Genomic DNA, 25131 nt, shown 5'->3' on the forward strand with positions numbered 1-25131 from the left:
GCGTTCCACCGGCCCGGACTCCCGGGCCTCCACGCGCACCCTGAAGGAACTCCATGTCGCCCTCTCTGACGATGTCCGCCCCGGCACCGGCCGCCGCCCGCAAACGCCGCCTGCTGGAAATCCTTGGCGCGGTGGCCATCGCCGCCACCTACATCTACCTTGTGCTCAACCAGCCGGCTGACATCACCGGCGGGCCCGGCAGCGCGTCCGCCCTCATTGCCCTCTCCGGCTTCCTGGCGGGTGCCATCCTGCTGATCGTCGCCGTCCTCCCGGCGTTGCCGGCCTCCACCGTGGTGCTGATCCCCGTCGCCCTGGTGCTGAACATCGTGCTCGGTCAGTTCGTGGGCAGCACCCTGGTCCCGTTCTACCTCGATGCGATCGGCACGGTCCTCATCGCCGTGCTGGCAGGACCGGCTGCAGGCGCCGCCACCGGAGCGCTCAGCAGCATTGTCTGGTCCTTCTTCAACCCCACGGTGCTGCCCTTCGCAGCCGGCGCCGCACTGATCGGCTGCCTGGCGGGACTCGCCGCGCGCCACGGCATGTTCCGACGCTTCTACCTCGCCCCCGTTGCTGGCTTCGTCACCGGGATCATTGGGGGAGTGGTGTCCGCGCCGGTGGCGGCCTTCGTCTTCGGCGGCACCTCCGGCGTGGCCACCGGTGCCATCGTCAGCGCCTTCCGGTCCATGGGGGACACCCTGCTGGCCGCCATTACCAAGCAGGCGCTCATCTCCGATCCCATGGACAAGGCGATCGTCTTCACCGTGGTGGCAGTCCTGGCCTACGCCCTTCCCCGCCGTGCGCGCCTGCAGTTCCCGTTTGTCCGCCGGCACCGCGTGCTGGCCGGAACCACACCCGGACAGGACTCCTGACCACCCTGCCCATGCGCCTCCACCCGCTGACCTCCCTGGCAGCCGCCGGCAGCACGGCAGTGATCACGACGGCGGCAGCCAGCCTGCCGCTGTCCCTCGCCGTCATGGGTGCTGCCGTGGCCCTCTCGGCCCGGAGCGGCACGGCACGGAGGCTGCTGCCCGCGGCAGCGGCAGTGCTGCTCCCGCTGGGCTTGTCGCTGCTGGTCATGCACGGGCTGTTCTTCCCCGAGGGGCGGACAGTCCTGGCCCAATGGGGAATGGCACGCGTCACCGCGGAGGGGCTTGCCTTCGCCCTGGAAAGGGCAGCGCAGCTGGGGGCGGTGGTCCTTGCCCTTTTGGTGTTCTCCTTCAGCGTCCGCGTGCCGGACCTGGTGGCGGTGCTGTCCTCGCGCGGTCTCCACGGACGGTTCGCGTTCGTGCTGGCCTCCACCTTGACCCTGCTGCCGGCCATCACCTCCCGCGTGGAACGGATCCGGCAGGCACAGGAATCCCGCGGACTGGTGGTCCGCCGCGGACTGCTGCACCGCGCGGCCGCGTTCCGGCTCCAGGCAGTGCCCTTGGTCCTATCCCTGATCGAGGATGCCGGCACCCGGACAGCGGCCCTCGAAGCGCGGGGCTTCAGCAATCCCGGGCCCCGGACCAGCTACCGGGCCGTTCCGGATCCGCGGGGCCAGCGCGTGCTCCGGGCCGCCCTGCTGGCCGCCGCAGCAGCCGCGGTCGCGGCGCGGCTGCTGCTCACCCAGGCAGGAAGCTGAGCCATGTCCGCCGCGCCGCACTCAACGGAATCCCTGCCGGTACTGTCAGCCGGCATCCGGAGCTTCACCTACCACGGGGACGGGCTCCCCGTGCTGGAGGGAATTGATCTCGACCTCGCTCCGGGAACCTTGACTGCCGTCCTCGGGGCCTCCGGAAGCGGCAAGTCCACCCTGGGCCGGCTGCTGTCCGGATGGCTTCCGCCCGAAACCGGAGGCACCCTCCGCGGCTTCCTTGAACTCGCGGGCACGCGCCTGGAGTTCGGCGCTGGCGGCGACCCGCGGATCAACCCCGCGGAATGGGGCCGCCACGTTGGCTTCGTTCCCCAGGACCCCGCCGCCGTCCTGTCCACGGTGCGGGCAACTGTGGCGGAAGAACTCGCGTTCGGGCTGGAAAACGCGGCAGTGGAGCGGCAGGCCATGAAAGCCGCGGTGGAGCACACTGCAGCCCTCCTCGGGCTCACGGAGTTCCTGGAACGGGATCCGGGCTCGCTTTCCGGCGGGCAAATGCGCCGCCTCGCCATCGGCTGCGCCATTATCGCCGGGCCGCGGGTGCTGATCATGGATGAGCCCTTTGCGTCGCTGGACACTGCGGGAACTGCCGGGCTGGCACGCCTGCTGCAGGACCTCGTGAGGCTCGGAACCGCCGTCGTGGTTCTCAGCCAGGTGGTCGACGCGCCGCTCCTGGCCGCCGGAACCTGGGTTGTCCTGGAGAACGGCAGCGTCACTGGAAGCGGCACCCCGGCCGGGCTGCAGGCCGGCTCCGGGCTGCTGCCGCCCGGAATTCGGGCCTCCGGCGGCGCGCCTGCACCGGCCGTGGACCATGCCGGGGCGGCACACGCGGACCGTCTGCTGCCACGCGGCGGCGCCGGTGTCCCTGCGCTGGAACTCCGCGGGGTCTGCTTCGGCTACGGCACCAGGGGCAACGCAGCAAACGGCAGGACAACCTGGCGCCGGATCCGGGGCGGAAGCACTGCAGCCCATGCCTCCGCTCAGGTGCTTCAAGGCATCAGCCTGCGCGTCCGGCGCGGCGAGATCGTGGCGGTGACCGGCCCCAACGGAGCAGGAAAATCAACGCTGCTGCGCCATGTCAACGGTCTCCTGCGGCCCACCGCCGGCCGCGTGCTGGTCAACGGCAGGGACATTGCAGGGGAGTCGGCCGGCGAGGCGGCACATTCCGTGGGACTGCTGTTCCAGCAGCCCCGGGACCAGCTGTTCGAGCGGACCGCCCTCCGCGAAGTGCGTTTCGGCCTGGACCGCCTGTTCCACCCCGACGAGGCCGCCGGCCGTGCCCTGGAGGCGCTGTCCGCCGTCGGCCTTGCGGGGGCGTCCGACGCGCACCCCGCCGAACTTCCCGCATCAGGCCAGCGCCTCCTCGCCCTGGCCACGGTGCTTGCCCGCAAACCGGCAGTCCTCGCCCTGGACGAACCCACCGTGGCGCTGGACGGCGGCGGCCTTGCCCTGCTGGACGCTGCGGTGCGTTCCGCGGCAGGGGAGGGCGCCGCCGTCGTGCTGGTCACGCATGACCTTGACTATGCGCGGGCCGTGGCGCACCGCGTGGTGACGCTCAACGGCGGCCGGCTGGACGGCTAATCAGGCAGGGCGCGATGCCACTCCCGGCGGCAGGAAGCGCCGTCCGTTGACGCGCTCTGAGGCACCTACCCTGTCGAGGTAGGGGGTGATGCCGCCCAGGAACATGGGCCAGCCCGCGCCCAGGATCATGCAGAGGTCGATGTCCTCGGGAGCGGCAACCACGCCCTCGGCGAGCATGAGGCCGATTTCCTCCGCCAGGGCATCCTGCGTGCGCCGCAGCACCTGCTCCGACGTTGAAGGGGAGGTGCCGAAGGACATCAGCGCCAGCGTGGACTCCGGAATTTCCTGCGAACCGTCCGGTCCTGTTGCCCACAGGCTCTTCACGCCGTTGTCGATGAGCTTCTGCAGGTTGGCAGACACGGCGAAGCGTTCGCCGAAGGCAGCGTGCAGCGACTCCTGGACGTGCTGGGCTACGGGGAGCCCCACCATGGCGCCGAGGGTGAAGGGCGTCATGGGCAGGCCCATGGGCCGCAGGGCGTTGTCCGCCACCTCAGCGGGGGTGCCCTCGTCAAACGCTGCCGTCACCTCTCCCATCAGCCGGAGCAGGATGCGGTTGACCACGAACGCGGCGGCGTCCTTGACCAGCACAGCCGTCTTTCTCAGTCCCTTGGCCAGCTCGAAGGCGGTTGCGAGCACGGCGTCGTCTGTCCTGGGGGCGCGGACGATTTCCAGCAGCGGCATCACGGCCACCGGGTTGAAGAAGTGGAAGCCCACAACGCGCCCGGGGTGCTGCAGGTCCTCCGCCATGGCAGTGACGGACAGTGACGAGGTGTTCGTGGCCAGGATGCAGTCGGGTGAGACGATAGCCTCGAGTTCCGCAAAGACCTGCTTCTTGACGTTCAGCTCTTCGAAGACGGCTTCGATCACAAAGTCGGCGTCCGCGAAAGCGTCCTTGGACACAGACCCCGTCACCAGGGCCTTGGTCCGGTTGGCAGCGTCCTGGCTGATGCGCTTCCTGTCCAGCAGCTTGTCCACCTCGGCATGGACATAGCCCACGCCCTTGTCCACCCGGGCCTGGTCGATGTCCGTCATCACCACGGGGACCTTGAGCTGGCGGGCAAAGAGGAGTGCCAGCTGGCTGGCCATCAGGCCCGCGCCAACAACGCCCACCTTCGTGACAGGACGGGCGAGCTTGCGGTCCGGGGCGCCTGCGGGGCGCTTGGAGCGCTTCTGGACGAGGTCCAGGAACGCGTACACGGTGGCACGGAACTCGTCGGTCTGCATGAGGTCGGCGAGGGTTTCGCATTCGAGGGCAGCGGATTCCGCCTGGGTCATGGTGCGGTTTGCCTCGAGGATGTCCAGGACCTTCCCCGGCGCCGGCGCCGCATTGGACGTCTTCGCGTCAACGAAGGCCCGGCCGGCCTTGACGGCAGCATCCCACTGTGCAGCGGTCGCCGCATCGGCGGGATCGACGGCGTTTGCCCTTTCCGGAACCACGGCGCCGGAAATGACGCCGGCCGCCCACGCAAGGGACTGCTCCAGGAAATCTGCCGGCTCGAACAGGGCGTCCGCGATGCCGAGGCCGAACGCCTGGGCCCCGGTCAGGGTCTTGTTGTTGCTAAGCGGGTTTTCAATCATTACCTTCACGGCGTTTTCCGGGCCGATGAGGCGCGGCAGGATGTACACGCCGCCCCAGCCCGGGACCAGGCCCAGGACGGCCTCCGGCAGCGCAAGTGCGCCCGCCCCGGTGGAGACCGTGCGGTAGGTGGACTGGAGGGCAATCTCCAGCCCTCCGCCCAGTGCCGCGCCGTTGATGAACGCGAAGCTGGGGACGCCCAGGCCGGCCAGCGTGCTGTACACGTCGTGGCCCAACTGCGCCATCCACAGCCCGTGCTCGCGCTGGTCCAGGTTCTTGACGGCGGACAGGTCGGCGCCCGCCACCAGGTAGTAGGGCTTGCCGGTTACTCCGACGCCGACGATCTCACCCCGGTCAGCGCGTTCCCGCAGACCTTCCAGGACCTTGCCGAGCTCCACGAGCGTGTTGGGCCCCAGAGTGGTGGGCTTGGAATGGTCCAGGCCGTTGTCCAAGGTGATGAGGGCGAACGTGCCCGGGCTTTGCTTCCCGGCCGGTGCGGGCAGTTCGATGTCCTGGACGTAGGAATGCGTCACTGTTTCGTTGGGGAACAGGTCGGCAAGTCGGGTGAAATCTTCGGCGCTCATGCGGCTCCTTCGGAAACGGTGTGGGTGGCGGAGTTTGCCGGCCGGGCTCCGCTGTAGTCGGCGTGGTGGGGGTTTTCCCAGACCACCGTGGCGCCCATGCCAAGGCCAACACACATGGTGGTGATGCCGTACCGGACGGAAGGGTCCTCCTCGAACTGCCGGGCCAGCTGGGTCATCAGCCGCACGCCGGAGGAGGCCAGCGGGTGGCCCACCGCGATGGCGCCACCGTAGCGGTTGACCCGGGGGTCGTCGTCGGCAATGCCAAAGTGCTCCAGGAAGCTCAGTACCTGGACGGCAAAAGCTTCGTTGATCTCAAAGAGGCCGATGTCCCCGATAGCCAGCCCTGCGTTCTTCAGGGCCTTCTCGGTGGCCGGCACCGGGCCGATGCCCATGACTTCCGGTTCAACGCCCGCGTAGGCGTAGCTGACCAGGCGCATCCTGACCGGCAGTCCAAGCTCCGCCGCCGCGTCGGACGATGCCAGGACAGCGGCGGTTGCGCCGTCGTTCAGGCCCGCGGCGTTACCCGCAGTGACCCGCCCGTGCGCCCGGAACGGGGTGCGGAGGCCGGCGAGGTCAGCCAGGGAGGTGCCGGGCCGCGGCGGCTCGTCCACGGTATGGAGCGTCCAGCCCTGGCCGGGCTTCATGGCTGCCACCGGAACCAGGTCCGGCTGGATGCGGCCGTCGCGGCGGGCGGCCTCATATTTGTCCTGGGAGGCTACGGCATACGCGTCCGTGCGTTCCTTGGTGATGGACGGGAAGCGGTCGTGCAGGTTCTCTGCGGTGTTCCCCATGTTGAGGGCGGCGGGGTCCACCAGCCGCTCGGACATGAAACGCGGATTCGGATCAGCGCCTGAACCCATGGGGTGGTTGCCCATATGCTCCACGCCCCCTGCCACCGCCACGTCATAGGCTCCGAAACTGATTCCGCCGGCCACAGCCGTCACCGCAGTCATGGCCCCTGCGCACATCCGGTCGATGGCGAAGCCGGGGACCGTCCTGGGCAGGCCGGCCAGCAGCGCGGCGGTCCGGCCCAGGGTAAGGCCCTGGTCTCCGGTCTGGGTGGTGGCAGCGATCGCCACCTCATCAATCCGTTCCGGCGGCAACGAGGGGTTGCGGCGCAGCAGTTCGCGGATGCATTTCACCATCAAGTCATCAGCCCGGGTGCCCGCGTAGATGCCCTTTTCCCCGGCCCTGCCGAACGGTGTGCGGAGGCCGTCCACAAAGACGACGTCCCGGACAGTGCGCATGGATGCGCCGCTTTCCTGGTGGCTCACGTATAACTCCTCATCGAGACGTAGGCGCCGGATGCATGCCGGGATGCGGCAGCCAGCCTGGCGGCAATACCTTCGATGTTACTCGTGAGTAACTTAGCCCGCAAGGCCCCAGGATTTGATGGGACGCTCTCTCACTTAATGCATCGTATTGGCAAACGCTCTCTCACTTTGATCTTCAAGTACAGCGAGAGAGCGCCGCCAAAAAGCGCATCGAGTGAGAGAGCGTTGGGGTTGGACACGCATCGAGTGAGAGAGCGTTTGGGTTGGACCGGCATCGAGTGAGAGAGCGTCTGGGTTGGACCGGCATTGAGTGAGAGAGCGTTTGGGGAGTTGTTGGCTGCGGCTACTGGCCGGCCGGGGCTGCGTCCGCTTTGGGTTCCTTGGCGGGCAGCGGCTGGGGGTGCAGGAACGCGTCGGAGATGAGGGGGGCGGCCAGTTCCACTTGCCAGTCCCGTGCCCCCAGTGCGCGCAGTTCCGCGGCAATCGCGTCCTCGCTGACATCCGCCGGTGGCCGCCAGGCCACCCGCCGCAGGTAGTCAGGGGTCAGCAGGTTCTCCAGCGGCAGGTTCAACTCCTCGGCCCGCGCCTGCAGCAGCGGCCGGGCGGTGGCCAGCCGGGCAGCTGCAGCCGGATCGCGGTCGGCCCACACGCGCGGCGGGGGTGGCGCATTGGTGGGCAGGTGCAGCGGCGGGAGCTCATCCAGGTCCCGGGCTGCAGCGATGCACCGCAGCCAGCGGGGAGCCTCCCGCTGGGCAGCCCGGCCGTGGAAGCCCTTGGTCCCCAGCAGTTGCGGCACCGTGGACGGCATCGCCTTGGCTGCGGCCACCAGGGCAGAGTCCGGGATCAGCCTCCCGGGCGCAACGTCCCGCTTCTGCGCCAGGGAGTCCCGCTCCAGCCACAGCTCCCGCACGGCAGCAAGCTGCCGGCGGTCCCGGATCTGGTGGAGCCCTGAAGTCTTCCGCCAGGGATCGACGCGGGCCGGCGGCAGTCCTGCGGCCAGGATCGCAGCGAACTCCTGCTCGGCGTACTCCAGCTTGCCGTCGGCCTCCAGGAGTTCGATCAGCTCCTCCCGTAGTTCCGTCAGGACCTCAACGTCCAGTGCGGCATACCGCAGCCAGGGTTCGGGCAGGGGGCGGGTGGACCAGTCGGCGGCCGAATGCTCCTTGGCCAGCCCGAAGCCCAGCAGCTGTTCGATGACGGCCGCGAGTCCCACACGGGGGAGGCCGGCGAGCCGTGCCGCGAGTTCGGTATCAAAGAGTTTGTCCGGCCACATGCCCAGTTCGGAGAGGCAGGGCAGGTCCTGGCTTGCGGCGTGCAGGATCCACTCGACGCCGCGCAGGGCGTCATTGATGATGTCCAGGTTCCCAAAGGGCTCGGGGTCGATCAGCCAGGTACCGGCGCCTTCACGCCGGATCTGGACCAGGAAAGCGCGCTGCCCGTACCGGAAACCGGAAGCACGCTCAGCGTCAACCCCAGCCGGCCCCGTTCCTGCCGCTATGGCCGCAGCGCAGCGCTCCAGGCCGGACTGCGTTTCGATCACCAGCGGAACACCGTCCCGTGGTGCCGCAAGTTCGACGATTTCGGGGACGGGGCTGTCAAAGCCTTCCACCGTGATGTGGGGTGCGGTATCAGCAGCCGGGACGCCGGCCGTGGTGTTATCCGGAATGTTAGGGGTCATGATGCCCTTAGTTTACCGGCCGGCCGGTCCGCGCCTGCGTGCGGGACATCGTGCGGGCCTGCAAAGTGCTGCCTTCCGTCCCCGGGCGCCCTTTGTGCGCCACCGGCCAGGGCCCTCAGTTCCGCCGCCGGTGCGTCAGCGGCGTGACGCCGTCCGGCAGGGGCGGCAGTCCGGCGAACGTGCAGACCATATCCGACCACGCCTCGAGGTGGGCCCTGACATCGGATGTGGCTGGCGTCCAGGAGGCACGGAGTTCAATATCAATGGAACCAGGACGCTCCGAGAGGGTGCCGAAGCTTTCGGAGAGGACGCGCGTGGCCGTACCGCCCGCTGCCCGGTACGGTGCCTTGTGGTTTTCCAGTGCCTCCACGAGCCAGGTCCAGGCGACTGTTCCGAGCATCTCATCGTTGCCCATCTCGGGCTCCAGTTCCGCGCGGATATAGGTGACGATGCGGAACTCCCCGCCCCAGACCTCCGACCCGTCCGGGTCGTGCAGGAGGATGAAGCGTCCCGTTGCCAGTTCCGTGCCGCCGTCGTCTTCCGTTCCCGACGCGGCGGCCAGTGCCATGGCAGCCGGGCCGTGGAGCGGCGTTCCGGCCGTGCCGGCGCCGGGAGCATAAACCTCGGCACCGAGGGCCACGGCAAATGGCGCCAGGCGGGCAGGCGCCGGAATCTCCGCCAGGCGGAGCTCCCGGCGGCACTGGGCTTTCCTGAGGGTTCCCAAGGCGTGGAGAAACTCCGGGGGAACCTGGTCAAGTGCGTTCACCTTCGCAGGTTACGCAACCGGGCCGGGCCGGGCGGGTAGGCTCGCCGCCCGCCCCCTGCCCTGGTGCCCGCAGCGTCATCCCTCACGCTGCCGGAGTTCCCGGCGGATGGCGGCAGCAAAGGTATCCACGTCTTCCTCGGTGGTGTCAAAGGAACACATCCAGCGGACCTCCCTGGCAGCCTCATTCCAGTCGTAGAAGCGGAAGGACGTGCGCAGCCTGTCAGCCACGCCTTCGGGGAGGATGGCGAACACGCCATTGGACTCGGTCTTCTGGGTGGGCTGGACGCCGTCGATGGTGTCGACGGCGGCGCGGAGCCGGGCGGCCATGGCGTTGGCGTGGGCGGCAGAGCGCAGCCACAGGTCACCCTCCAGGAGCGCGATGAACTGCGCGGACATGAAGCGCATCTTGGACGCCAGCTGCATGTTCATCTTGCGCAGGTACACGAGCCCGTGCGCGGCTTCCGGGTTCAGGGCCACCACCACTTCACCGAAGAGCAGGCCGTTCTTGGTTCCGCCGAAGGACAGGATGTCCACGCCGGCGTCGCGGGTGAAGGCGCGCAGCGGAACCTGGAGGTGGGCCGCGGCGTTGGCCAGCCTGGCACCGTCCATGTGGAGCTTCATGCCCCGGGCATGGACGTGGTCGGCGATGGCGCGGACCTCCTCCGGCGTGTAGCAGGTGCCAAGCTCGGTGGTCTGGGTAATGGAGACGGCGAGCGGCTGGGCACGGTGCTCGTCACCCCAGCCCCACGCCTCCCGGTCAATGAGCTCGGGCGTGAGCTTGCCGTCGGGCGTCGGAACGTGCAGCAGCTTGATGCCGCCGACGCGCTCGGGGGCGCCGTTTTCGTCCATGTTGATGTGGGCCGTTGAGGCACAGACCACCGCCCCCCAGCGGGGGAGCAGCGACTGCAGCGAGAGGACGTTCGCGCCGGTGCCATTGAAGACCGGAAAGCACTCAATCCCGGGCCCGAAGTGCTCCTCCATCAGTTCCTGCAGCCTGGCTGTGTAGTCGTCCTCGCCGTAGGAGACCTGGTGGCCGTCGTTCGCGGCAGCCAGCGCCGCGAGGACTTCCGGGTGGACCCCGGAATAGTTGTCCGAGGCGAAGCCCCGCACGTTCGGATCGTGGAGGCGGATCCCGGCGGCGGTTTCAGCAGTTGTTGTCATGGGTTTGCTCACGCTTTCAGTCTAGGTAGGTCAGGGCGCCAGCAGCATCCGGCTGCCGTTCAGTTCCGCGGCAGGGGCCTGGAAGAGGCCGACGACGGCGCGCGCCAGGTCCCCGACGTCCGTCGCCCCCGGGAATGAACGCTCCGGGTGGCTGCGGCGCAGCCCCTCATCCACCAGGGCCTTGACCACCAGGACGACGGCGGCTGCCGTGCCGCCGTCGACCTTGCCGGCGTCCCGGCGGAAACCGTCCGCCACGGCCATGGTCCAGGCCTCCGCGGCTGCCTTCGCTGCCGCATAGCTGGCCGCCGCCGCCGAGGGCTTGGCGACGGCGGTGGAGGACACCATGGCGAAGCGGCCGTCGGGGGAGGCGGCGACGTCGTCGTAAAAAACGCGCGAGACGTTGCGGAGCGTCGTGATGGCTCCCCGCTCCAGGAAGTCCCAGTCCTCGTCCGTCTGGTCCGTGATGCCGCGCGCGCCCCGCCAGCCGCCCACCAGGTGGATCACCGCATCCATCGGCCCGGCAGCAGCGGAGACCTCGGCCCGCAGCTGGCGTACCTCCTCCATCCGTGCGAGGTCGCACACGAAGGGGGCAACGCCGTCGCCCGCCTGTTCGGCCGCGGCACTGATCCTGGCCTGGTCCGACCCCACGGTGAAGACGCGGTGGCCCGCTTCCCGGAGGGCGCGGGCCACCGCAATGCCGGACGCTCCGCTGCCGCCGGTGACCAGTACGTTCAGCCGCCGTTGTGTCACAGGGCAGAGGCTCCGGTGATGCCGGCCGTGGACTCGATGACGGGGCGCATCTTCTTCTCCAGCGCTTCGTAGAACATGGACAGCGGGAATTCGTCGTCCAGCACCTGGTCGGTGAGGCCGCGGGGCGGACCGGCCAGCGGCAGGGCCTCCGGGCCCTTCGCCCAGACGGACGCCGGGTGGGGCGTGACGGTCGCGGAAATCAGCTGGTACGCGGCCAGCCAGTGGGCAGTCTTGGGCCGGTCGATGGAGCGCCAGTACAGCTCGTCGATGCTCGCGCCGAGGGCGATGACGGCGTTGGCCACTTCGTCCCAGTCGATGGTGAGCCGGGTGTCCGTCCAGTGCAGGACCCGCTCCTGGTGCAGCCAGGCGAACAGGAGCTGGCCGCCCAGGCCGTCGTAGTTCCGGACCCGGCTGCCGGTGATCGCGAACCGGAAGATGCGGTCAAAGAGGATGGCGTACTGCACCAGTTTGGCGTGGCGCCGGGCTTCGGGATCGGCGTCCTCGTCTTTTTCTATCCTTACCGATTCGCGGAACGCCGTCAGGTCGCAGCGCAGCTCTTCGAGTGAGTACAGGAAGAAGGGCATCCGCTGCTTGATCATGAACGGATCGAACGGCAGGTCCCCACGCATGTGCGTCCGGTCGTGGATCAGGTCCCACATGACAAACGTGGACTCGGTCAGGTCCTGGTCGGCGAGCATCTCCGCTGCGCCTTCGGGCAGTTCCAGGCAGGTGGTCTCGGCTGCGGCTTTGAGGACGCGGCGGAACCTGGCCGCTTCCCGGTCCGCGAAGATGGCCCCCCAGGTGAAGGTGGGGGTCTTGCTGACGGCGACGGTCTCCGGGAACAGCACGGCGGAATTGGTGTCATAGCCGGCAGTGAAGTCCACGAAGCGGATGGGAACGAACAGCTTGTTCGAGTAGTCGCCCGCCTCGAGGCCGGCAATGAACTCCGGCCAGATCACTTCGACCAGGACTGCCTCCACCAGGCGGCTGCTGCTGCCGTTCTGCGTGTACATGGGGAAGACGACCAGGTGCTGGAGGCCGTTCCGGCGCTGCTCCTGCGGCTGGAAGGCGAGGAGGGAGGACAGGAAGTCCGGAGTGGCAAACCCGGTGCCGGCCCAGCTGGAGAAATCCGCGCACACGGCGTCCAGGTAGGCGGCGTCGTGCGGGAAGGCGGGGGCCAGGGCGCGGACGGCGCTGACGATGTCCTTCACCAGGGACGCGGCCTCGGAGTGGTGCGCGGCGTCCGGGATGGAGCCGTCCTGGACCTGGAGGGCCTGCAGGGCAGTGGCGGCGGCCTTGAGCCGCTTCCAGTCCTGGTTCTCTGCGGAAATCCCGGTGACGGCGGTGGTCAGGGTTTCGGTCATCGTCGGCTGCCTTTCTGGTTGCTTGCTACCTCATGCCGAGCGTAGCAAGCAACCAGCAGGGCTAATGCCGAAAGGGTCTTAGCCTAAGAAAGCGTTAGGCTCAGGTGCCCAATCTGCCACGGGAGGAGGCCCGCAGCTGGGGGATCAGTTCTCCGCTTCCGTTCCGCTGACCTGCGCATCCTCCTGCGGGACCAGCCGGATCGAAATGGAGTTGATGCAGTAACGCTGGTCCGTAGGGGTTCCGAAACCCTCGCCTTCGAACACATGGCCCAAATGGGAATCACACGATGCGCAGCGGACCTCCACCCGGTCCATCCCCAAGGTGCGGTCGTGGATGTAGCGGACGTTCCCCTCAGCGAGCGGGGCCCAGAAGGACGGCCATCCGCAGTGGGAATCGAACTTTTCCTTGCTGGTGAAAAGTTCTGTTCCACACGCGCGGCACTGGTAGACGCCGGCTGTGTGGGTGTCCCAGTATTCACCGGTGTACGGACGCTCGGTCCCCGCCTGGCGGAGCACATGGTATTCCTCGGGCGTGAGCTCCTCACGCCATTGGGCATCGGTCTTTTCAGCGCCCTTGCCGCCCACAGCGGATGCCGCTTCCGGAGCTGTGTCGGGGGCCTTGTGTCCGAAGATGCTGTTTCCGAAGATGCTCATAGCCTTGTCAACGCTCACGAGTCGCCAATAAATCCCGATCCCGCGTACAGGTGCAGTACGGGTACTCCCAGCTGGTCCTGTGCCTTGTTGGCCCAGTCCGTGTGGAACGTGTCTGCCACGGCGTGCGGCCGGGTAATCACTACTGCCTGCGCAGCGCCGGTCTCACGTACTTTCGAGACCAGGCCACTGACAGCGCCGCCGTCCACGACTTCCCCCGTGACGCCTGAACCCAGTCCTTCCAGGGCCGCAAGGGACACGGACAGGGTCTCGGCGGCCTTGGCACGTTCCTGGGTGGGATCCGGAGCGTGGGAGGTCAACTCCCGGAAGGCCTTGGCGATGTCCAGCAGCGAAAGGTTCTCGAGGAAGTCCACCAGCAGGTGCCGCTCGGTGTTTGCCGGCACCAGGACAACCAGGCGGGTATCCGCGCCGTCCACGAGGCGTTCGATGTTCAGGCGGTCGTCCGCCCCCAGGGGTTCTTCGGTCAGGATGACGATGGGTTCACTCATGGCCCTAGCCTAGTCCTGCAGCGCTGCCTGCGCAGTGGCAGCCGCGCCCGTCCGAAGGTGCCGGGAGGCCATGACCGCACGCGGCGGATGCGGGCATCCGGCCCGGGCCGGTAAGAATAGTTTCATGGCATCTTTCCAGCGAACCCGCCCCGCCCCCGTCCAGACCAGCCCCGATTCCGGGGGGATGTCGCTGCGGGCCAAATGGGCAATCGGCGGAGCGATCGGCGGAGGAAGCGTGGCAGGGCTCCTGGCCACGGGGTCATCGGCGCTCGCGGTGTACTTCGCGCGGCGGGTCATCACACCGGCACGGCAGCGGGCAGCAGACCAGGAGATGCTCGCGCTCATCAGGGACGGCCAGCGGCAGCAGGCGATCTTCGCCGCCTCGGACGACACCACGGTGGACGGTGTTTACGGGTTCTTCTTCGACGGCGGCAAAGGGCACGCGCGGATCGGCCGCATCGTTTCCTATTCGCCCGCCGAGCGGACCGTCCTGCGGGACGTTGAGGCGGTCTACTCCGGGGACCTCTCCACCGCCCGCCGCGGCTGGTGGAGCGGAGCTGTCCATCCGGACCCCGCCGCCGTCGGACTGCCGTATGAGGAGGTCATGATTGACGTTGACCGGGGGCAGGCCCCGGCGTGGCTTGTCCGGGCCGGCGGGACGGCCCGGACCTGGGCGGTCATGGTGCACGGACGCGGAGCCACGCGCCAGGAGGCGCTGCGCGCCGTAGGCCCCGCTTTGGAGCTGGGGCTGACCAGCCTCCTGGTGTCCTACCGCAACGACGGCCTTGCCCCCTCCGCCGACGACGGCCGGTACGGCCTGGGTTCCACGGAATGGCGTGACGTCGAGGCGGCGATCGAGTACGCACTGGCCAACGGTGCGGAAGAAATCGTGCTGTTCGGCTGGTCGATGGGCGGCGCCATCTGCCTGCAGGCGGCCGACCTTTCCCGCTGCCGGCACCTGATCCGGGCGATGGTGCTCGATGCGCCCGTCACCGACTGGGTGAACGTCCTGGCCCACCATGCACAGCTGAACAGGATTCCCTCTCTGGTGGGCCGGTATGGCCAACTCATGCTGGGGCATCCCCTGGGGAGGCGCCTCACGGGATTGTCTGCCCCGGTGAACCTGAAGGCGATGGACTGGGTGTCCCGTGCAGTGGAACTCCGCACGCCCACGCTGGTGCTGCACAGTGTCGACGACGAATACGTGCCGTACGGGCCCTCGGCCCTGCTCGCCGAGCGGAACCCGGAGATGGTGACCTTCGAGCCCTTCCACCAGGCACGGCACACCAAGGAATGGAACGTCGATCCGGAGCGGTGGGAAAGCCTGGTCAAGGCGTGGCTGCGGCAGCAGCTGGCGCCCAGGCTGAATCCGGGCGCGCTGGCCCCGGCCAGTTCCTGAGCCTGGTCAGGCGGCCGGCGTACCGATCGGTGCTGTCACTGCCTGGGTGAGGCGGACCAGGTCAGCCGGTGCCAGTTCGATGTCCAGGCCGCGCTTTCCGCCGGAGACCAGCAGGGTCTCCAGGGCCAGGGCACTTGAGTCCAGGACGGTGGGGGAGGGCTGCCGCTGGCCGAGCGGGGAGATGCCTCCCAGTACGTAGCCCGTGCGCCGTTGGGCTGCCGCCGGATCTGCCATTGCCGCTTTCTTGGCCCCGAGGGCGGTGGCCAGCGCCTTGAGGTCCAGGGTTCCGCTGACCGGGACGATGCCCACGGCCAGCCGGCCCTCCACCTCAACCATCAGCGTCTTGAAAACCCGTGAGGGATCAATGCCGAGGGCCTCGGCCGCCTCCGCCCCGTAGCTGGCGGCGGTCGGATCGTGCGTGTAGGGGTGCAGCACGAACGGAACCCCGGCCGCGGTCAGCGCCGCTGTTGCCGGGGTTCCCTGTGATGCGTTCCTGCGGGCCATAATGCTGGTCCGGGCTGCGGCTAGGAGCGCACGCCGGACGCGGCAGCGACCTTGCGCTTGATCCTTCCCAGCATGGCGGTCATGCCGCGCATGCGGAGGGGCGTGATGGCCCGGGTGAGTCCGAGGAGTTCAGGCATGTCGTCCGGGACGGAGAGGATCTCTTCCGCGGACAACCCGTCCAGGCCCTCGTGCAGCACGCCGGCGAATCCCCGCGTTGTCGGGGCCTCTGCGGGAGCCTTGAAGAACAAGCGCACGGCGCCGGCCGGGCCGCCGTCGTTCTCCGTCTCGATAGTGAGGAAGAGCGGCGACTGGCACTCCACCACCTGCTCCAGCAGCTCAGGGTGGTCCTTGAGCCGGTCCGGAAGTTCCGGAAGGCCCTCGGAGAATTCCAGCAGCAGCTGCAGCCGCTCGGGTTCGGACATGGCCTGGAAATCGTCCACGATGGCCGCGAGGGCGGAAGGCAAGGCTTGAGTAGTCATCGGTTCAAGTCTACGCAATTGCTGCGGCACGGGCCGCGTCAGGATCCGACGGCAACAGGAACAGAACCGCGCTCTGCGCCCTTGGCGATCGGCACCCGCACGGCGTTGCCCCATTCGGTCCAGGAACCGTCGTAGTTGCGGACGGAATCGAAGCCCAGGAGGTACTTGAGGGCGAACCAGGTGTGGCTGGAACGCTCACCGATGCGGCAGTACGCCACAACGTCGTCGCCTTCGGCCAGCCCGGCTTCGCCGAGGTAGAGGGCCTCAAGTTCCGCACGGCTGCGGTAGGTGCCGTCCTCTGCGGCGGCGCGTGCCCAGGGGATGGAGGCAGCCGTGGGAATGTGGCCGCCGCGGAGGGCGCCCTCCTCCGGGTACGCCGGCATGTGCGTGCGCTGGCCCGTGTATTCCTCGGGGGAGCGGACGTCGATGAGCGGCTTGCCCAGGTGGGCAAGGACGTCCTCCTTGAAGGCACGGATGGGGGCGTCGTTGCGCTCGACGACGGGGTAGTCACCCCTGGCCGGGGCCGGCTTCTCCCTGGTGAGTTCGCGCCCTTCGGCAATCCACTTGTCCCGGCCGCCGTCCAGCAGGCGCACGTCCTGGTGGCCAAAAAGCGTGAAGACCCAGAGGGCGTAGGCAGCCCACCAGTTGGATTTGTCCCCGTAGATGACCACGGTGCTGTCACGGGAGATGCCTTTCGACGCCGCCAGCTCGGCGAACGCGGCTCCGTCCACATAGTCGCGGGTGACGTCGTCGTTCAGGTCGGTGTGCCAGTCGATCTTCACGGCGCCGGGGATGTGCCCGGTTTCGTAAAGCAGCACGTCCTCATCAGATTCGACCACCACCAGCTCACCGTTGGCGACGGCGCCGCTTTCGATGGCGGCAGCGAGCCACCCGGTGGACACCAGCCGTTCCGGGTGGGCGTAGGCTGCGAACTTCTCGTTCTGTTCAACGGGGTAGGGCATGATCTTGGCCTTTCATTGAGGACACGGGGAGCCTGCTGGACCTGGCGGCGCCGGCATTGGGACCTGCTTCCACACTAGCCAGCACCCCGGCCGGTGTCCGTATTCCGTTAACAGGACGAAATGTTGCCTTCATCACGCTGCGCTGGCCGGAACCGGTGACGCAGTATGCGGGAGCAATGCGTGGCGCATCATGGGACGGAAACGGGGCGCCGCATTGCCGTATTCTTTCTGGGGACCAACCACCAGCAGAACGGACCCCCTTGGTACAGATCGAACAGCTTGCCGCCCGCACTCCGGCAGTTTCGGTGGATGAGCTCCTCAAAGGTTTCTATCCATCGCCGCGGTTCGGCCAGGTTTCCTTTTCCAGCTACCGCCCCGATCCCAAGCAGCCCAGCCAGTCTGCGGCCGTCAGGGCGCTGGAGGGGTTTGCCGACGGCGTGGGCTCCGCGGGCGGGGGAGGACTGTTCAAGAAGTTCTTCGCCAAGAAGGACGAAACCCGCGCCGGAATCTACCTCGACGGCGGGTTCGGCGTCGGCAAGACGCACCTGCTCGCCTCGCTCTGGCATGCCTCGCCCGGCCCCAAAGCTTTCGGCACCTTCGTGGAGTACACCAACCTGGTGGGTGCGCTGTCCTTCCGCAAGACGGTAGACGCGCTCAGCAGCTACAAACTTGTGTGCATCGATGAGTTCGAGCTCGACGATCCCGGCGACACCGTCCTCATGTCCCGGCTCATGCGTGAACTGGCTGACGCCGGGGTAAAGCTCGCAGCCACCTCCAACACCCTGCCCGGATCGCTGGGCGACGGCAGGTTCGCAGCCGTCGACTTCCAGCGTGAAATCCAGGTCCTCGCGGACCAGTTCGACGTCCTCCGGATCGACGGGGAAGACTTCCGGCACCGCGGACTGCCCGCAGCGCCGGCGCCCCTGAAGAACAGCGAACTGTCCTCGCACATGAAGGCGGAGTTCGATGGGAAGACGGTGGCCCAGGACGAGTTCAGCACGCTGATCCATCACCTGGCGGGCGTGCACCCCAGCCGCTACCGCCAGCTCATTGACGGCATTGACGGCGTGGTGTGGCGCAACGTCCACACCATCACCGAACAGGCCGTGGCGCTGAGGTTCGTGGTGCTTTCTGACCGGCTTTACGACAAGGATGTCCCCATCCTCGCCAGCGGTGTTCCGTTCGACCAGCTGTTCACGGAGGAAATGATGACGGGCGGCTACATGAAGAAGTACTTCCGCGCCGTTTCCAGGCTCACCGCACTGGCCCGCGAAGGCCAGAACCACGAACCGTCCTAGCGGCGGTCCGGCCCGGTCAGCCTGTTGCTCCGGGACTGCGCGGCCTTAGCACCAGGCGGACCGCCAGCCCGGCAGCGAGTGCCCAAAACGCCGACCCAATACCGGCGAAGGCAAGGCCCGAGGCCGCCATGAGGAAGGTGACGGCCGGGGCTATCCTGTCCTCCGCATCGGCCAGCGCGGCTGACACGGCACCGGCCAGGGTCCCCAGGAGTGCCAGGCCGGCCACGGCTTCGAGCATGCCGGCCGGTGCGGCCGTCACCAGGGTCACCAGCGCGGCGGAGAACGCAGCCAGCACAAGGTAGGCAAGCCCGGACGTGAAGCCGGCCACCCACCGGCGGTGCCGGTCCAGCCCTGCCTCCTCACCGGCTGCCAGGGCGGCGCTGAGCGCGGCGAGATTAATGGCGTGGGCGCCGAACGGCGCTGCTGCCGCGGTGCCCGCACCGGTCACCAGCATGGCGGGACGCCACGGGGTGTCATAGCCGAAAGACCGGAGCACTGCCACGCCGGGGACGTTCTGCGATGCCATCGTCACCACAAACAGCGGAAGCGCAATACCCGCCATGGCCTGCAGGCTGAAGGCCGGCGTGGTCCATTCAAGGGCTGGAAGGATTTCGCCCTCCCCCAGGGAGGTGCCCCCTGAGGCCAGGGAAATCCCGATAACGGCCAGGGCCGCCAGCAGGGCTGCCGGGACGGACCAGCGGGGCGCCAACTTCATCATCAGCAGCCAGCACAGGATGACCGGCGCAATGAACAGCGGGACTGTCCCCAGTGCCTTGAACGGTGCCAGGCAGAGCTGCAGCAGGACGCCGGCGAGCATGGCCTGCGCAAGGGTCGCCGGGATCCTTGCCATCAGCCGCCCCAGGGCCGGGACCAGGCCGGTCATGGCGATCAGCACCCCGGTGGCAAGGAAGGCCCCGACGGCGGCCGGCCACCCGCCGTCGACCGTTCCGGACGTTGCCAGCAGGGCAGCGCCGGGCGTGGACCAGGCGAGGGTCACCGGCACTTTGGAACGCCAGGAAAGCCAGAGCACCCCCAGGCCCACGGCCACGGTCAGTGCCAGCAGTCCGGACGCCGCCTGCGCGGGGCTGGCGCCCACTGCCCTGAGTCCGGCCAGGACCACGGCGAAGGAGGACGTGAAGCCCACCAGCGCGGTGACGATACCAGCCACAACGGGGCGGGAATCGAGCTTGTGCCGACCGGGTGACTGCTGTGCCGTGGGATATGCGGGGGACTTCGCCATAGGGGCAGGTTACCGGCCCTGTTTCGTGAAGCCTCAATCGGCCTGGGCATGCCGGCTGAACGTCCCGCTTAAACGCCAAAGGTGCAGGTGCCGCCTCCCGGCGGGACCTGCACCCCCTTGACGTGCTAGGGCAAGACCCTGGCCAAATCCTGTTTACGGAGTCCTGTCAGCCGGCGGAACCGGGTTGACGGGAGTGACCGGCGGAACCTGCTCGGCGGCAGGTGCCTGTCCCGGGGTGCCGTTCTTGTCAATGAGCTTGGAAGCGCCATCCTGGACCTTGTTGACGTGGCCCGAGTACTTGCCTCCGGTCTTGGTGTCCACAAAATCACCGGCCTTGTTGATGCCGTTCTTGATGGCCTGCTCGTTGCCGCGGATGAGACCCTGAGCCTTGCCCTTTAGATCGTCAATCAGTCCCACGAGCACCTCCCTTCAATCGCGGAGCCAGGTCGCTCCTCCGCATTCGATCCTAGCGCCGTCCGGAAGGCCTGCCAAGGAAATCAGGGGTACAAGGCGTTCGCCCGCAGCGGATGCACGCCTGCCTGCAGTGGTTGCCGTTCGTATGTCTCCGGCAAGGGCGCCGTGGATGAGGGCGCACACGGTGGCCGGGCACGAAAAAAGCAGCTCCGGGGAGCTGCTGCATGTGGGCGATACTGGGATCGAACCAGTGACCTCTTCCGTGTCAGGGAAGCGCGCTACCGCTGCGCCAATCGCCCGGAACCGGAAGACCGGCTGATGGGATCTTAAGAAACAAGAGAGCGGACGACGAGATTCGAACTCGCGACATCCACCTTGGCAAGGTGGTGCTCTACCAGCTGAGCTACGTCCGCAGATATGAAGTGCGTTCCGGCGGGGGGCCGGTCGAACTGCATGAAGCAAGTTTCCTTGCTTGGTGGGCGATACTGGGATCGAACCAGTGACCTCTTCCGTGTCAGGGAAGCGCGCTACCGCTGCGCCAATCGCCCATGTCCATCCGGAGGTGATCCGGAAACCATGGTTTTCACCGAGGTGGGTACGGGATTCGAACCCGTGTATACGGCTTTGCAGGCCGCTGCCTCGCCTCTCGGCCAACCCACCGTGTAAGCGTCGGTTCCGGAGAACCGTTGCTGTGACAGTGTCCTGCGAGCGGACGACGAGATTCGAACTCGCGACATCCACCTTGGCAAGGTGGTGCTCTACCAGCTGAGCTACGTCCGCATTTTGGAGGCTGATTCCCTGCCGTTTCCGGCATTTCCTCGCGTTCCAACGAGTAAAAACAATATAGGAGGTTCAAGGATTCTCCAAATCGCCGGCGCCCCGATTGCCCTTTGTGTCCTTTCTTCCCAGCAATGGCGCGGTTTTGGCCTACTTACAGCTGTGTAATTTACGACGGCGGATGCGCGCCTGGGTGCCACCTTCGGCAGGGTGCAGGGCGGGTCGGGGCGCTTTTGGCTGCCTGGGGATGGGGCCGGAAGCGCCGATTTTTGAATTGGGTGCGGCGTCGGCTAGCATTCAAGTGCATCAGGGCGATTGGCGCAGTGGTAGCGCGCTTCGTTCACACCGAAGAGGTCACTGGTTCGAACCCAGTATCGCCCACCGCACAAAGGTCCGTTTCCGCGCGCAGCGGAAGCGGACCTTTTTTGTGCGCGGATCCGTGCCTGCTGATTTTGTCGGCCCCCTGTGAAAGAGTTTTTTCCATGACAGCTCCACTCCTCGCCCACGCCACCGAATACGGCCGGATGTACGCCCGCTCAACGTCGGAGCAGTACTCGGTTCCGTCCATCACCACCGTCATCAGCCAGCAGCCGCACGGACTGGATGGCTGGTTCGGCTACATGGGCGCGAGCAGCCTGGCGAACGATCCCCTGCTGGCGGACTGCCTGGGCAGCCCTGCCAAGATCAAGCAGGCCGTCAGCCGGGCAGCCAGGGCGGCCGAGACGTACCGCGATGAAGCCGCGAAGCGCGGGGACCGGGTGCACAACTACTGCGAGCAGGTGGCGCTCCGCGCCCTGGGCCGCCCGCACGCCATGAAGGAAACCCGTGAGGCCCTGGCAGCCAACGGCGAGGAAGCCTTCGCGGTCCGCTTTGACGAGTGGTGGGAGCTGTACCGGGTGGAGCCCATCGCCCCGGAAATCACGGTCTGGAACAACGCAGTGGGATACGCGGGAACCCTGGACCTGGTGGCCCGCATCAACGGCCGCGTCTGCCTTATCGACTACAAGACCAAGGGCACCACCCGGGACGGCCTGGTCAAACCGCTCGATGACAAGGTGGTGATGCAGCTTGTCGCCGGGATGAAGGCGGAAGAGAGCCTTGTTGATCCCGTGGCCGGGACCTGGGAGCGGTGGAAGTACGGGGAGGACCCCGTCCTCCTGGCAGTGGCCATCGGGGAAACCGAAGTGCGTCCTGTGCGGGCCAATCCCGAGGTCCTCAAGCACCACTGGTGGAAGTTCTGTGCCTTGAGGCGGGTGTGGGAGCTCTCGGCGGACACCATCAGCGCCGGTGCCGCGCTGCTTCCCATCGGCCCGCCGCCGCTGGCACACGTAAAGACTGCTTAGGCGTTTGACGGCGGCCCATATGACTGCGCCTAAACTGGACAGGTTCCCTTTCCCGCCAACTGTAAGGAATTACTGCGCATGGCTATCCTGAATATCCGCATCATCGGCGATCCTGTGCTGCGCACAGTGGCCGATCCCGTGACGGAATTCGGGCCGGAGCTGGCCAAACTGGTCGCGGATATGACCGAAACCATGGAGGACGTGGACGGTGCAGGCCTGGCCGCGCCCCAAGTAGGCATCAGCCAGAGGGTTTTCACCTACCGGATTGACGGCGTGGAAGGGCACATCATCAACCCCGTCCTGGAAAACAGCGAGGATTACCAGGACGACCAGGTGGAGGGCTGCCTGTCCATTCCCGGACTTGGCTTTCCCGTCCGGCGCTTCCGCTCCACCCGCGTGACCGGCGTGGACATGCACGGCAACCCCGTCACGGTGGAAGGGGAAGGGATGCTCGCGCGGTGCTTCCAGCACGAGAACGACCACCTGGACGGCATCCTCTACACCGACCGGCTGGAGGGGGAAGACCGCAAGGCCGCCCTGCGGTCCATCCGTAATGCCAACTACGGCTCGGTCACAGAGCGGACGGCCGCCAAGCGCGCCAAGACGGTCGGTTCCAGCTTCGGCGGCTCCCTGCCCGGCTCCAGTTTTGGTCCCGGAGCGGCCGGTAACGCCGGGTGAGGGTCCTCTTCGCGGGAACCCCCGCCGTCGCCGTCCCGTCCCTTGATGCGCTGGTGGAGGCAGGCTTCGACGTCGTCGCCGTGCTGACCCGCCCCGACGCCCCCGTGGGCCGCAAGCGCGTCCTCACGCCGTCGCCCGTGGCTGCGCGCGCCGCCGAACTCGGAATCGAGGTCATCCGCGCAGCCCGCGTTGATGCCGGGGCAACCGCCAGGATCGCTGACGTAAACCCTGATGTGGCCGCCATCGTTGCCTACGGCGGGCTGGTTCCGCCTGCCGCCCTGGCCGTTCCCCGGCATGGCTGGATCAACCTGCACTTTTCCCTGCTGCCTGCGTGGCGCGGAGCGGCGCCCGTGCAGCGCGCCGTCATGGCCGGGGACGACGTCACCGGGGCTGTGACCTTCCTGCTGGAAGAGGGGCTGGACACCGGCCCCGTCTTCGGCACCCTGACCGAGTCCGTGGGGCCCGAGGACACCGCAGGCGAACTCCTGGAAAGGCTGTCCCGCAGCGGTGCGGTCCTCCTGGCCCAGACGCTGTCCGCCATTGGGGCAGGCAAGGCCTCGGCGCAGCCGCAGGCCGGCGAGGTGTCCCTGGCGCCCAAGCTGACCCTTGAGGATGGCCACCTGAAGTGGAGCCATCCCGCCCTTGCCATCAGCCGGCAGGCCCGCGGCGTCACTCCCGAACCGGGTGCGTGGACGGTGCTGGACGGGCAGAGGGTGAAACTGGAACCGGTCCGGCTGCGTCCGGACGTCACGACACTTGCTCCGGGAGCCCTGGCGCTGCACGGCAAGAGCGTGCTGGTGGGCACAGGTTCCCACGCGGTGGAACTGACCAGGATCCAGCCGGCAGGCAAAAAGATGATGGCCGCGGCTGATTGGGCACGCGGCATGGCTTCCCTTGAAAGCGTGGTGTTCGAATGAGCGGGTCCGGCGGCAATCCAGGCGGGCGTGGGAGCGGGCAGGGCAACTCCGGGCAGGGCCGCGGCAAAGGCGGACCCCGGGACAACAGCCGCCGTAACGCCCAGGGCCGTGAACGCAACCGCGGTCCGCAGCGGAGCTTCACGGACAGCGCCCCGTCCCAGCGCACCCGACGGGCGGATCCTGCCCGTCTTGTCGCCTTCGAAGTCCTGCGCGCCGTAGCGGCGGAGGACGCCTACGCCAACCTTGTCCTGCCGGCACGGATCCGCCACCACGGGCTGGACAAGCGCGACGCCGGATTCGCCACCGAACTGACCTACGGCGCCCTGCGCGGCCAAGGCACCTACGACGCCATCCTGGCCCGCTGCGTGGACCGCCCCCTGGACCAGCTGGATCCCGCCATCCTGGATGCCCTGCGCATCGGGGCGCACCAGCTGCTCGCCATGCGCGTGCCGGCACACGCCGCCCTGGACCAAACCGTGGGGCTGGCGCGCGCCGTGATCGGGGCAGGCCCGTCTGCGCTCATCAATGCCGTGCTGCGCAAAGTTGCCGCGCACACCCTGGAGGAGTGGCTGGACGACCTCGTGGCCGGGGAGACCGACGCAACGAAGATCGCTGCGCTCCGCTACGCCCACCCCGAATGGATCGTCCGCGCAATGCGCCAGTCATTGGTTGCACACGGGCGCTCCGCCGATGAAATCAACAACCTGCTGGAAGCGGACAACGCTGCCCCCGTGGTTAACCTGGTAGCCCTCCCGGGGCTCGGCAACCTGGACGAGGCCCTGGAACACGGCGCTACTCCGGGTGGGCTCGTCGAGGGTTCGGCTCTTTCCAGTGGCGGTGACCTGGGACGCTTCTCCTCAGTCCGGGAAGGAACCACCCGCGTCCAGGACGTTGGCTCGCAGCTGGTGGCCCGGGCCATGGCGGCCGTCGATCTTGGCGGGCCGCAGGGCGGGACAGGCGCCGGACAAGCCGAGGCATGGCTGGACCTGTGTGCCGGCCCCGGTGGGAAGGCAGCCCTGCTTGGCGCACTGGCAAAGCAGCAGGGCGCCACGCTGCTGGCCAATGAGCCCGCCCCGCACCGGGCCAAGCTGGTGAGCCAGGCTCTCTCGGCCGTGCCGGCCGAAACGTGGCAGGTCCGCACCGGTGACGGCCGAGACCTCGGCTCCGAAAGGCCCGGCTCCTTTGACCGCGTCCTAGTGGACGTTCCCTGCAGCGGGCTGGGCGCCTTGCGGCGCCGGCCCGAGTCCCGCTGGCGCCGGTCGCCCAAGGACCTGGCGGACCTCGGTCCGTTGCAGCGTGAGCTCCTCGCCTCGGCGCTGGCAGCCGTGCGGCCCGGGGGCGTGGTGGCCTACGTGACGTGTTCCCCGCACCCGGCGGAGACCACAGCAGTGGTTGCCGATGCCCTCCGCAAGCGTGACGACCTGGAGCTCCTGGACGCCGGGGCAGCACTGGACGCCGTCAGCCTTCCGGGGAAGCTGGACGCGGGCCATGAGTCCACGGCCCAGCTCTGGCCGCATATCCACGGGACGGACGCCATGTTCCTGGCACTCATCCATAAAAAGGCCTAGGCGAAAGCCAACAACAGACCCAGTG

General features: G+C 67.8%; 23 protein-coding genes and 6 tRNA genes. 10 read left to right on the plus strand and 19 right to left on the minus strand.

The window, feature by feature from the left end; all coding sequences use genetic code 11:
- The first annotated feature begins 53 nt into the window (after positions 1-53).
- The 3 genes from AC4BCK_RS08340 to AC4BCK_RS08350 are packed head-to-tail and all read left to right on the plus strand — an operon-like array spanning position 54 to position 3214.
- Positions 54-869: an ECF transporter S component gene (locus AC4BCK_RS08340; protein WP_400575654.1), complete on the plus strand. Its 816-nt coding sequence runs from the start codon at positions 54-56 to the stop codon at positions 867-869.
- Between the two features lie 11 nt (positions 870-880).
- Positions 881-1624: an energy-coupling factor transporter transmembrane component T gene (locus AC4BCK_RS08345; RefSeq protein ID WP_251423287.1), complete on the plus strand. Its 744-nt coding sequence runs from the start codon at positions 881-883 to the stop codon at positions 1622-1624.
- 3 nt (positions 1625-1627) lie between these two features.
- Complete coding sequence (locus tag AC4BCK_RS08350) at positions 1628-3214, plus strand: ABC transporter ATP-binding protein (protein WP_490566827.1); 1587 nt, start codon at positions 1628-1630, stop codon at positions 3212-3214.
- Here AC4BCK_RS08350 and AC4BCK_RS08355 read toward each other — a convergent pair whose 3' ends face one another.
- The 9 genes from AC4BCK_RS08355 to AC4BCK_RS08395 form a co-directional block, all read right to left on the minus strand.
- Complete coding sequence (locus tag AC4BCK_RS08355; RefSeq protein WP_400511824.1) at positions 3215-5374, minus strand: 3-hydroxyacyl-CoA dehydrogenase NAD-binding domain-containing protein; 2160 nt, start codon at positions 5372-5374, stop codon at positions 3215-3217. It lies immediately after the preceding gene.
- Complete coding sequence (locus tag AC4BCK_RS08360) at positions 5371-6648, minus strand: thiolase family protein (protein WP_251423296.1); 1278 nt, start codon at positions 6646-6648, stop codon at positions 5371-5373. Before AC4BCK_RS08360 ends, AC4BCK_RS08355 begins: the two co-directional genes overlap by 4 nt.
- 343 nt (positions 6649-6991) lie before the next feature.
- On the minus strand, positions 6992-8326 hold the full coding sequence (locus AC4BCK_RS08365; protein WP_174179297.1) for an HRDC domain-containing protein: 1335 nt from the start codon (positions 8324-8326) through the stop codon (positions 6992-6994).
- 115 nt (positions 8327-8441) lie between these two features.
- Positions 8442-9092, minus strand: a complete 651-nt coding sequence (locus AC4BCK_RS08370) for a DUF3000 domain-containing protein (protein WP_174179295.1) — start codon at positions 9090-9092, stop codon at positions 8442-8444.
- Positions 9093-9167: 75 nt separating this feature from the next.
- Positions 9168-10253, minus strand: coding sequence for a threonine aldolase family protein (locus AC4BCK_RS08375; protein ID WP_174179334.1), 1086 nt, complete (start codon positions 10251-10253; stop codon positions 9168-9170).
- Between the two features lie 30 nt (positions 10254-10283).
- Positions 10284-11003 (minus strand): SDR family oxidoreductase, encoded by a 720-nt coding sequence (locus AC4BCK_RS08380; protein WP_174179293.1) that lies wholly within the window; start codon positions 11001-11003, stop codon positions 10284-10286.
- A complete protein-coding gene (locus tag AC4BCK_RS08385; RefSeq protein ID WP_377088622.1) occupies positions 11000-12367 on the minus strand; it encodes a DUF6421 family protein in 1368 nt (455 codons plus the stop codon). The genes AC4BCK_RS08380 and AC4BCK_RS08385 overlap by 4 nt, the downstream gene beginning before the upstream one ends.
- Before the next feature lie 144 nt (positions 12368-12511).
- Positions 12512-13021 (minus strand): peptide-methionine (R)-S-oxide reductase MsrB, encoded by a 510-nt coding sequence (gene msrB, locus AC4BCK_RS08390; protein WP_174179289.1) that lies wholly within the window; start codon positions 13019-13021, stop codon positions 12512-12514.
- Positions 13022-13035: 14 nt separating this feature from the next.
- Positions 13036-13527, minus strand: a complete 492-nt coding sequence (locus AC4BCK_RS08395) for a hypothetical protein (protein ID WP_174179287.1) — start codon at positions 13525-13527, stop codon at positions 13036-13038.
- Positions 13528-13651: 124 nt separating this feature from the next.
- Here AC4BCK_RS08395 and AC4BCK_RS08400 point away from each other — a divergent pair, with 124 nt between their 5' ends.
- A complete protein-coding gene (locus AC4BCK_RS08400) occupies positions 13652-14926 on the plus strand; it encodes an alpha/beta hydrolase family protein (RefSeq protein ID WP_490566828.1) in 1275 nt (424 codons plus the stop codon).
- 6 nt (positions 14927-14932) lie between these two features.
- Here AC4BCK_RS08400 and ybaK read toward each other — a convergent pair whose 3' ends face one another.
- From ybaK to AC4BCK_RS08415, 3 genes are read right to left on the minus strand one after another with little or no spacing between them, the layout of a single operon-like run.
- Positions 14933-15430, minus strand: a complete 498-nt coding sequence (gene ybaK, locus AC4BCK_RS08405) for a Cys-tRNA(Pro) deacylase (protein ID WP_174179283.1) — start codon at positions 15428-15430, stop codon at positions 14933-14935.
- Positions 15431-15450: 20 nt separating this feature from the next.
- Positions 15451-15909: a SufE family protein gene (locus tag AC4BCK_RS08410; RefSeq protein WP_174179281.1), complete on the minus strand. Its 459-nt coding sequence runs from the start codon at positions 15907-15909 to the stop codon at positions 15451-15453.
- A gap of 38 nt (positions 15910-15947) precedes the next feature.
- On the minus strand, positions 15948-16871 hold the full coding sequence (locus AC4BCK_RS08415) for a sulfurtransferase (RefSeq protein WP_174179279.1): 924 nt from the start codon (positions 16869-16871) through the stop codon (positions 15948-15950).
- 260 nt (positions 16872-17131) lie between these two features.
- Here AC4BCK_RS08415 and zapE point away from each other — a divergent pair, with 260 nt between their 5' ends.
- Positions 17132-18169, plus strand: coding sequence for a cell division protein ZapE (gene zapE / locus AC4BCK_RS08420; protein WP_490566829.1), 1038 nt, complete (start codon positions 17132-17134; stop codon positions 18167-18169).
- Positions 18170-18185: 16 nt separating this feature from the next.
- Here zapE and AC4BCK_RS08425 read toward each other — a convergent pair whose 3' ends face one another.
- The 7 genes from AC4BCK_RS08425 to AC4BCK_RS08455 form a co-directional block, all read right to left on the minus strand.
- Positions 18186-19409, minus strand: a complete 1224-nt coding sequence (locus AC4BCK_RS08425) for a benzoate/H(+) symporter BenE family transporter (RefSeq protein ID WP_174179275.1) — start codon at positions 19407-19409, stop codon at positions 18186-18188.
- A 153-nt stretch (positions 19410-19562) separates the two neighbouring features.
- Positions 19563-19826 carry an antitoxin gene (locus AC4BCK_RS08430; RefSeq protein ID WP_174179273.1) on the minus strand — a complete coding sequence of 88 codons (264 nt, stop codon included), beginning with the start codon at positions 19824-19826 and terminating at the stop codon, positions 19563-19565.
- Between the two features lie 224 nt (positions 19827-20050).
- A tRNA-Val gene (locus AC4BCK_RS08435) sits at positions 20051-20122 on the minus strand.
- A gap of 41 nt (positions 20123-20163) precedes the next feature.
- Positions 20164-20236: transfer RNA gene (locus AC4BCK_RS08440), tRNA-Gly, on the minus strand.
- Between the two features lie 60 nt (positions 20237-20296).
- Positions 20297-20371, minus strand: a tRNA-Val gene (locus tag AC4BCK_RS08445).
- A gap of 41 nt (positions 20372-20412) precedes the next feature.
- Positions 20413-20483 (minus strand) — tRNA-Cys (locus AC4BCK_RS08450).
- A gap of 47 nt (positions 20484-20530) precedes the next feature.
- Positions 20531-20603, minus strand: a tRNA-Gly gene (locus tag AC4BCK_RS08455).
- Positions 20604-20909: 306 nt separating this feature from the next.
- Between AC4BCK_RS08455 and AC4BCK_RS08460 the strand changes: the two genes are divergently transcribed.
- From AC4BCK_RS08460 to AC4BCK_RS08480, 5 genes are all read left to right on the plus strand, one after another.
- A tRNA-Val gene (locus AC4BCK_RS08460) sits at positions 20910-20981 on the plus strand.
- A gap of 101 nt (positions 20982-21082) precedes the next feature.
- Positions 21083-21943 (plus strand): cytochrome, encoded by an 861-nt coding sequence (locus AC4BCK_RS08465; protein ID WP_490566830.1) that lies wholly within the window; start codon positions 21083-21085, stop codon positions 21941-21943.
- A gap of 78 nt (positions 21944-22021) precedes the next feature.
- Positions 22022-22621: a peptide deformylase gene (def, locus tag AC4BCK_RS08470; RefSeq protein ID WP_251423317.1), complete on the plus strand. Its 600-nt coding sequence runs from the start codon at positions 22022-22024 to the stop codon at positions 22619-22621.
- A complete protein-coding gene (fmt, locus tag AC4BCK_RS08475) occupies positions 22618-23538 on the plus strand; it encodes a methionyl-tRNA formyltransferase (RefSeq protein WP_251423320.1) in 921 nt (306 codons plus the stop codon). Before def ends, fmt begins: the two co-directional genes overlap by 4 nt.
- The gene (locus tag AC4BCK_RS08480) at positions 23535-25106 is read left to right on the plus strand and encodes an RsmB/NOP family class I SAM-dependent RNA methyltransferase (RefSeq protein ID WP_490566831.1); all 1572 of its coding nucleotides are present in this window, start codon (positions 23535-23537) and stop codon (positions 25104-25106) included. The genes fmt and AC4BCK_RS08480 overlap by 4 nt, the downstream gene beginning before the upstream one ends.
- Positions 25107-25131: the final 25 nt, after the last annotated feature.

This window comes from Pseudarthrobacter sp. As-47 (assembly GCF_058215595.1).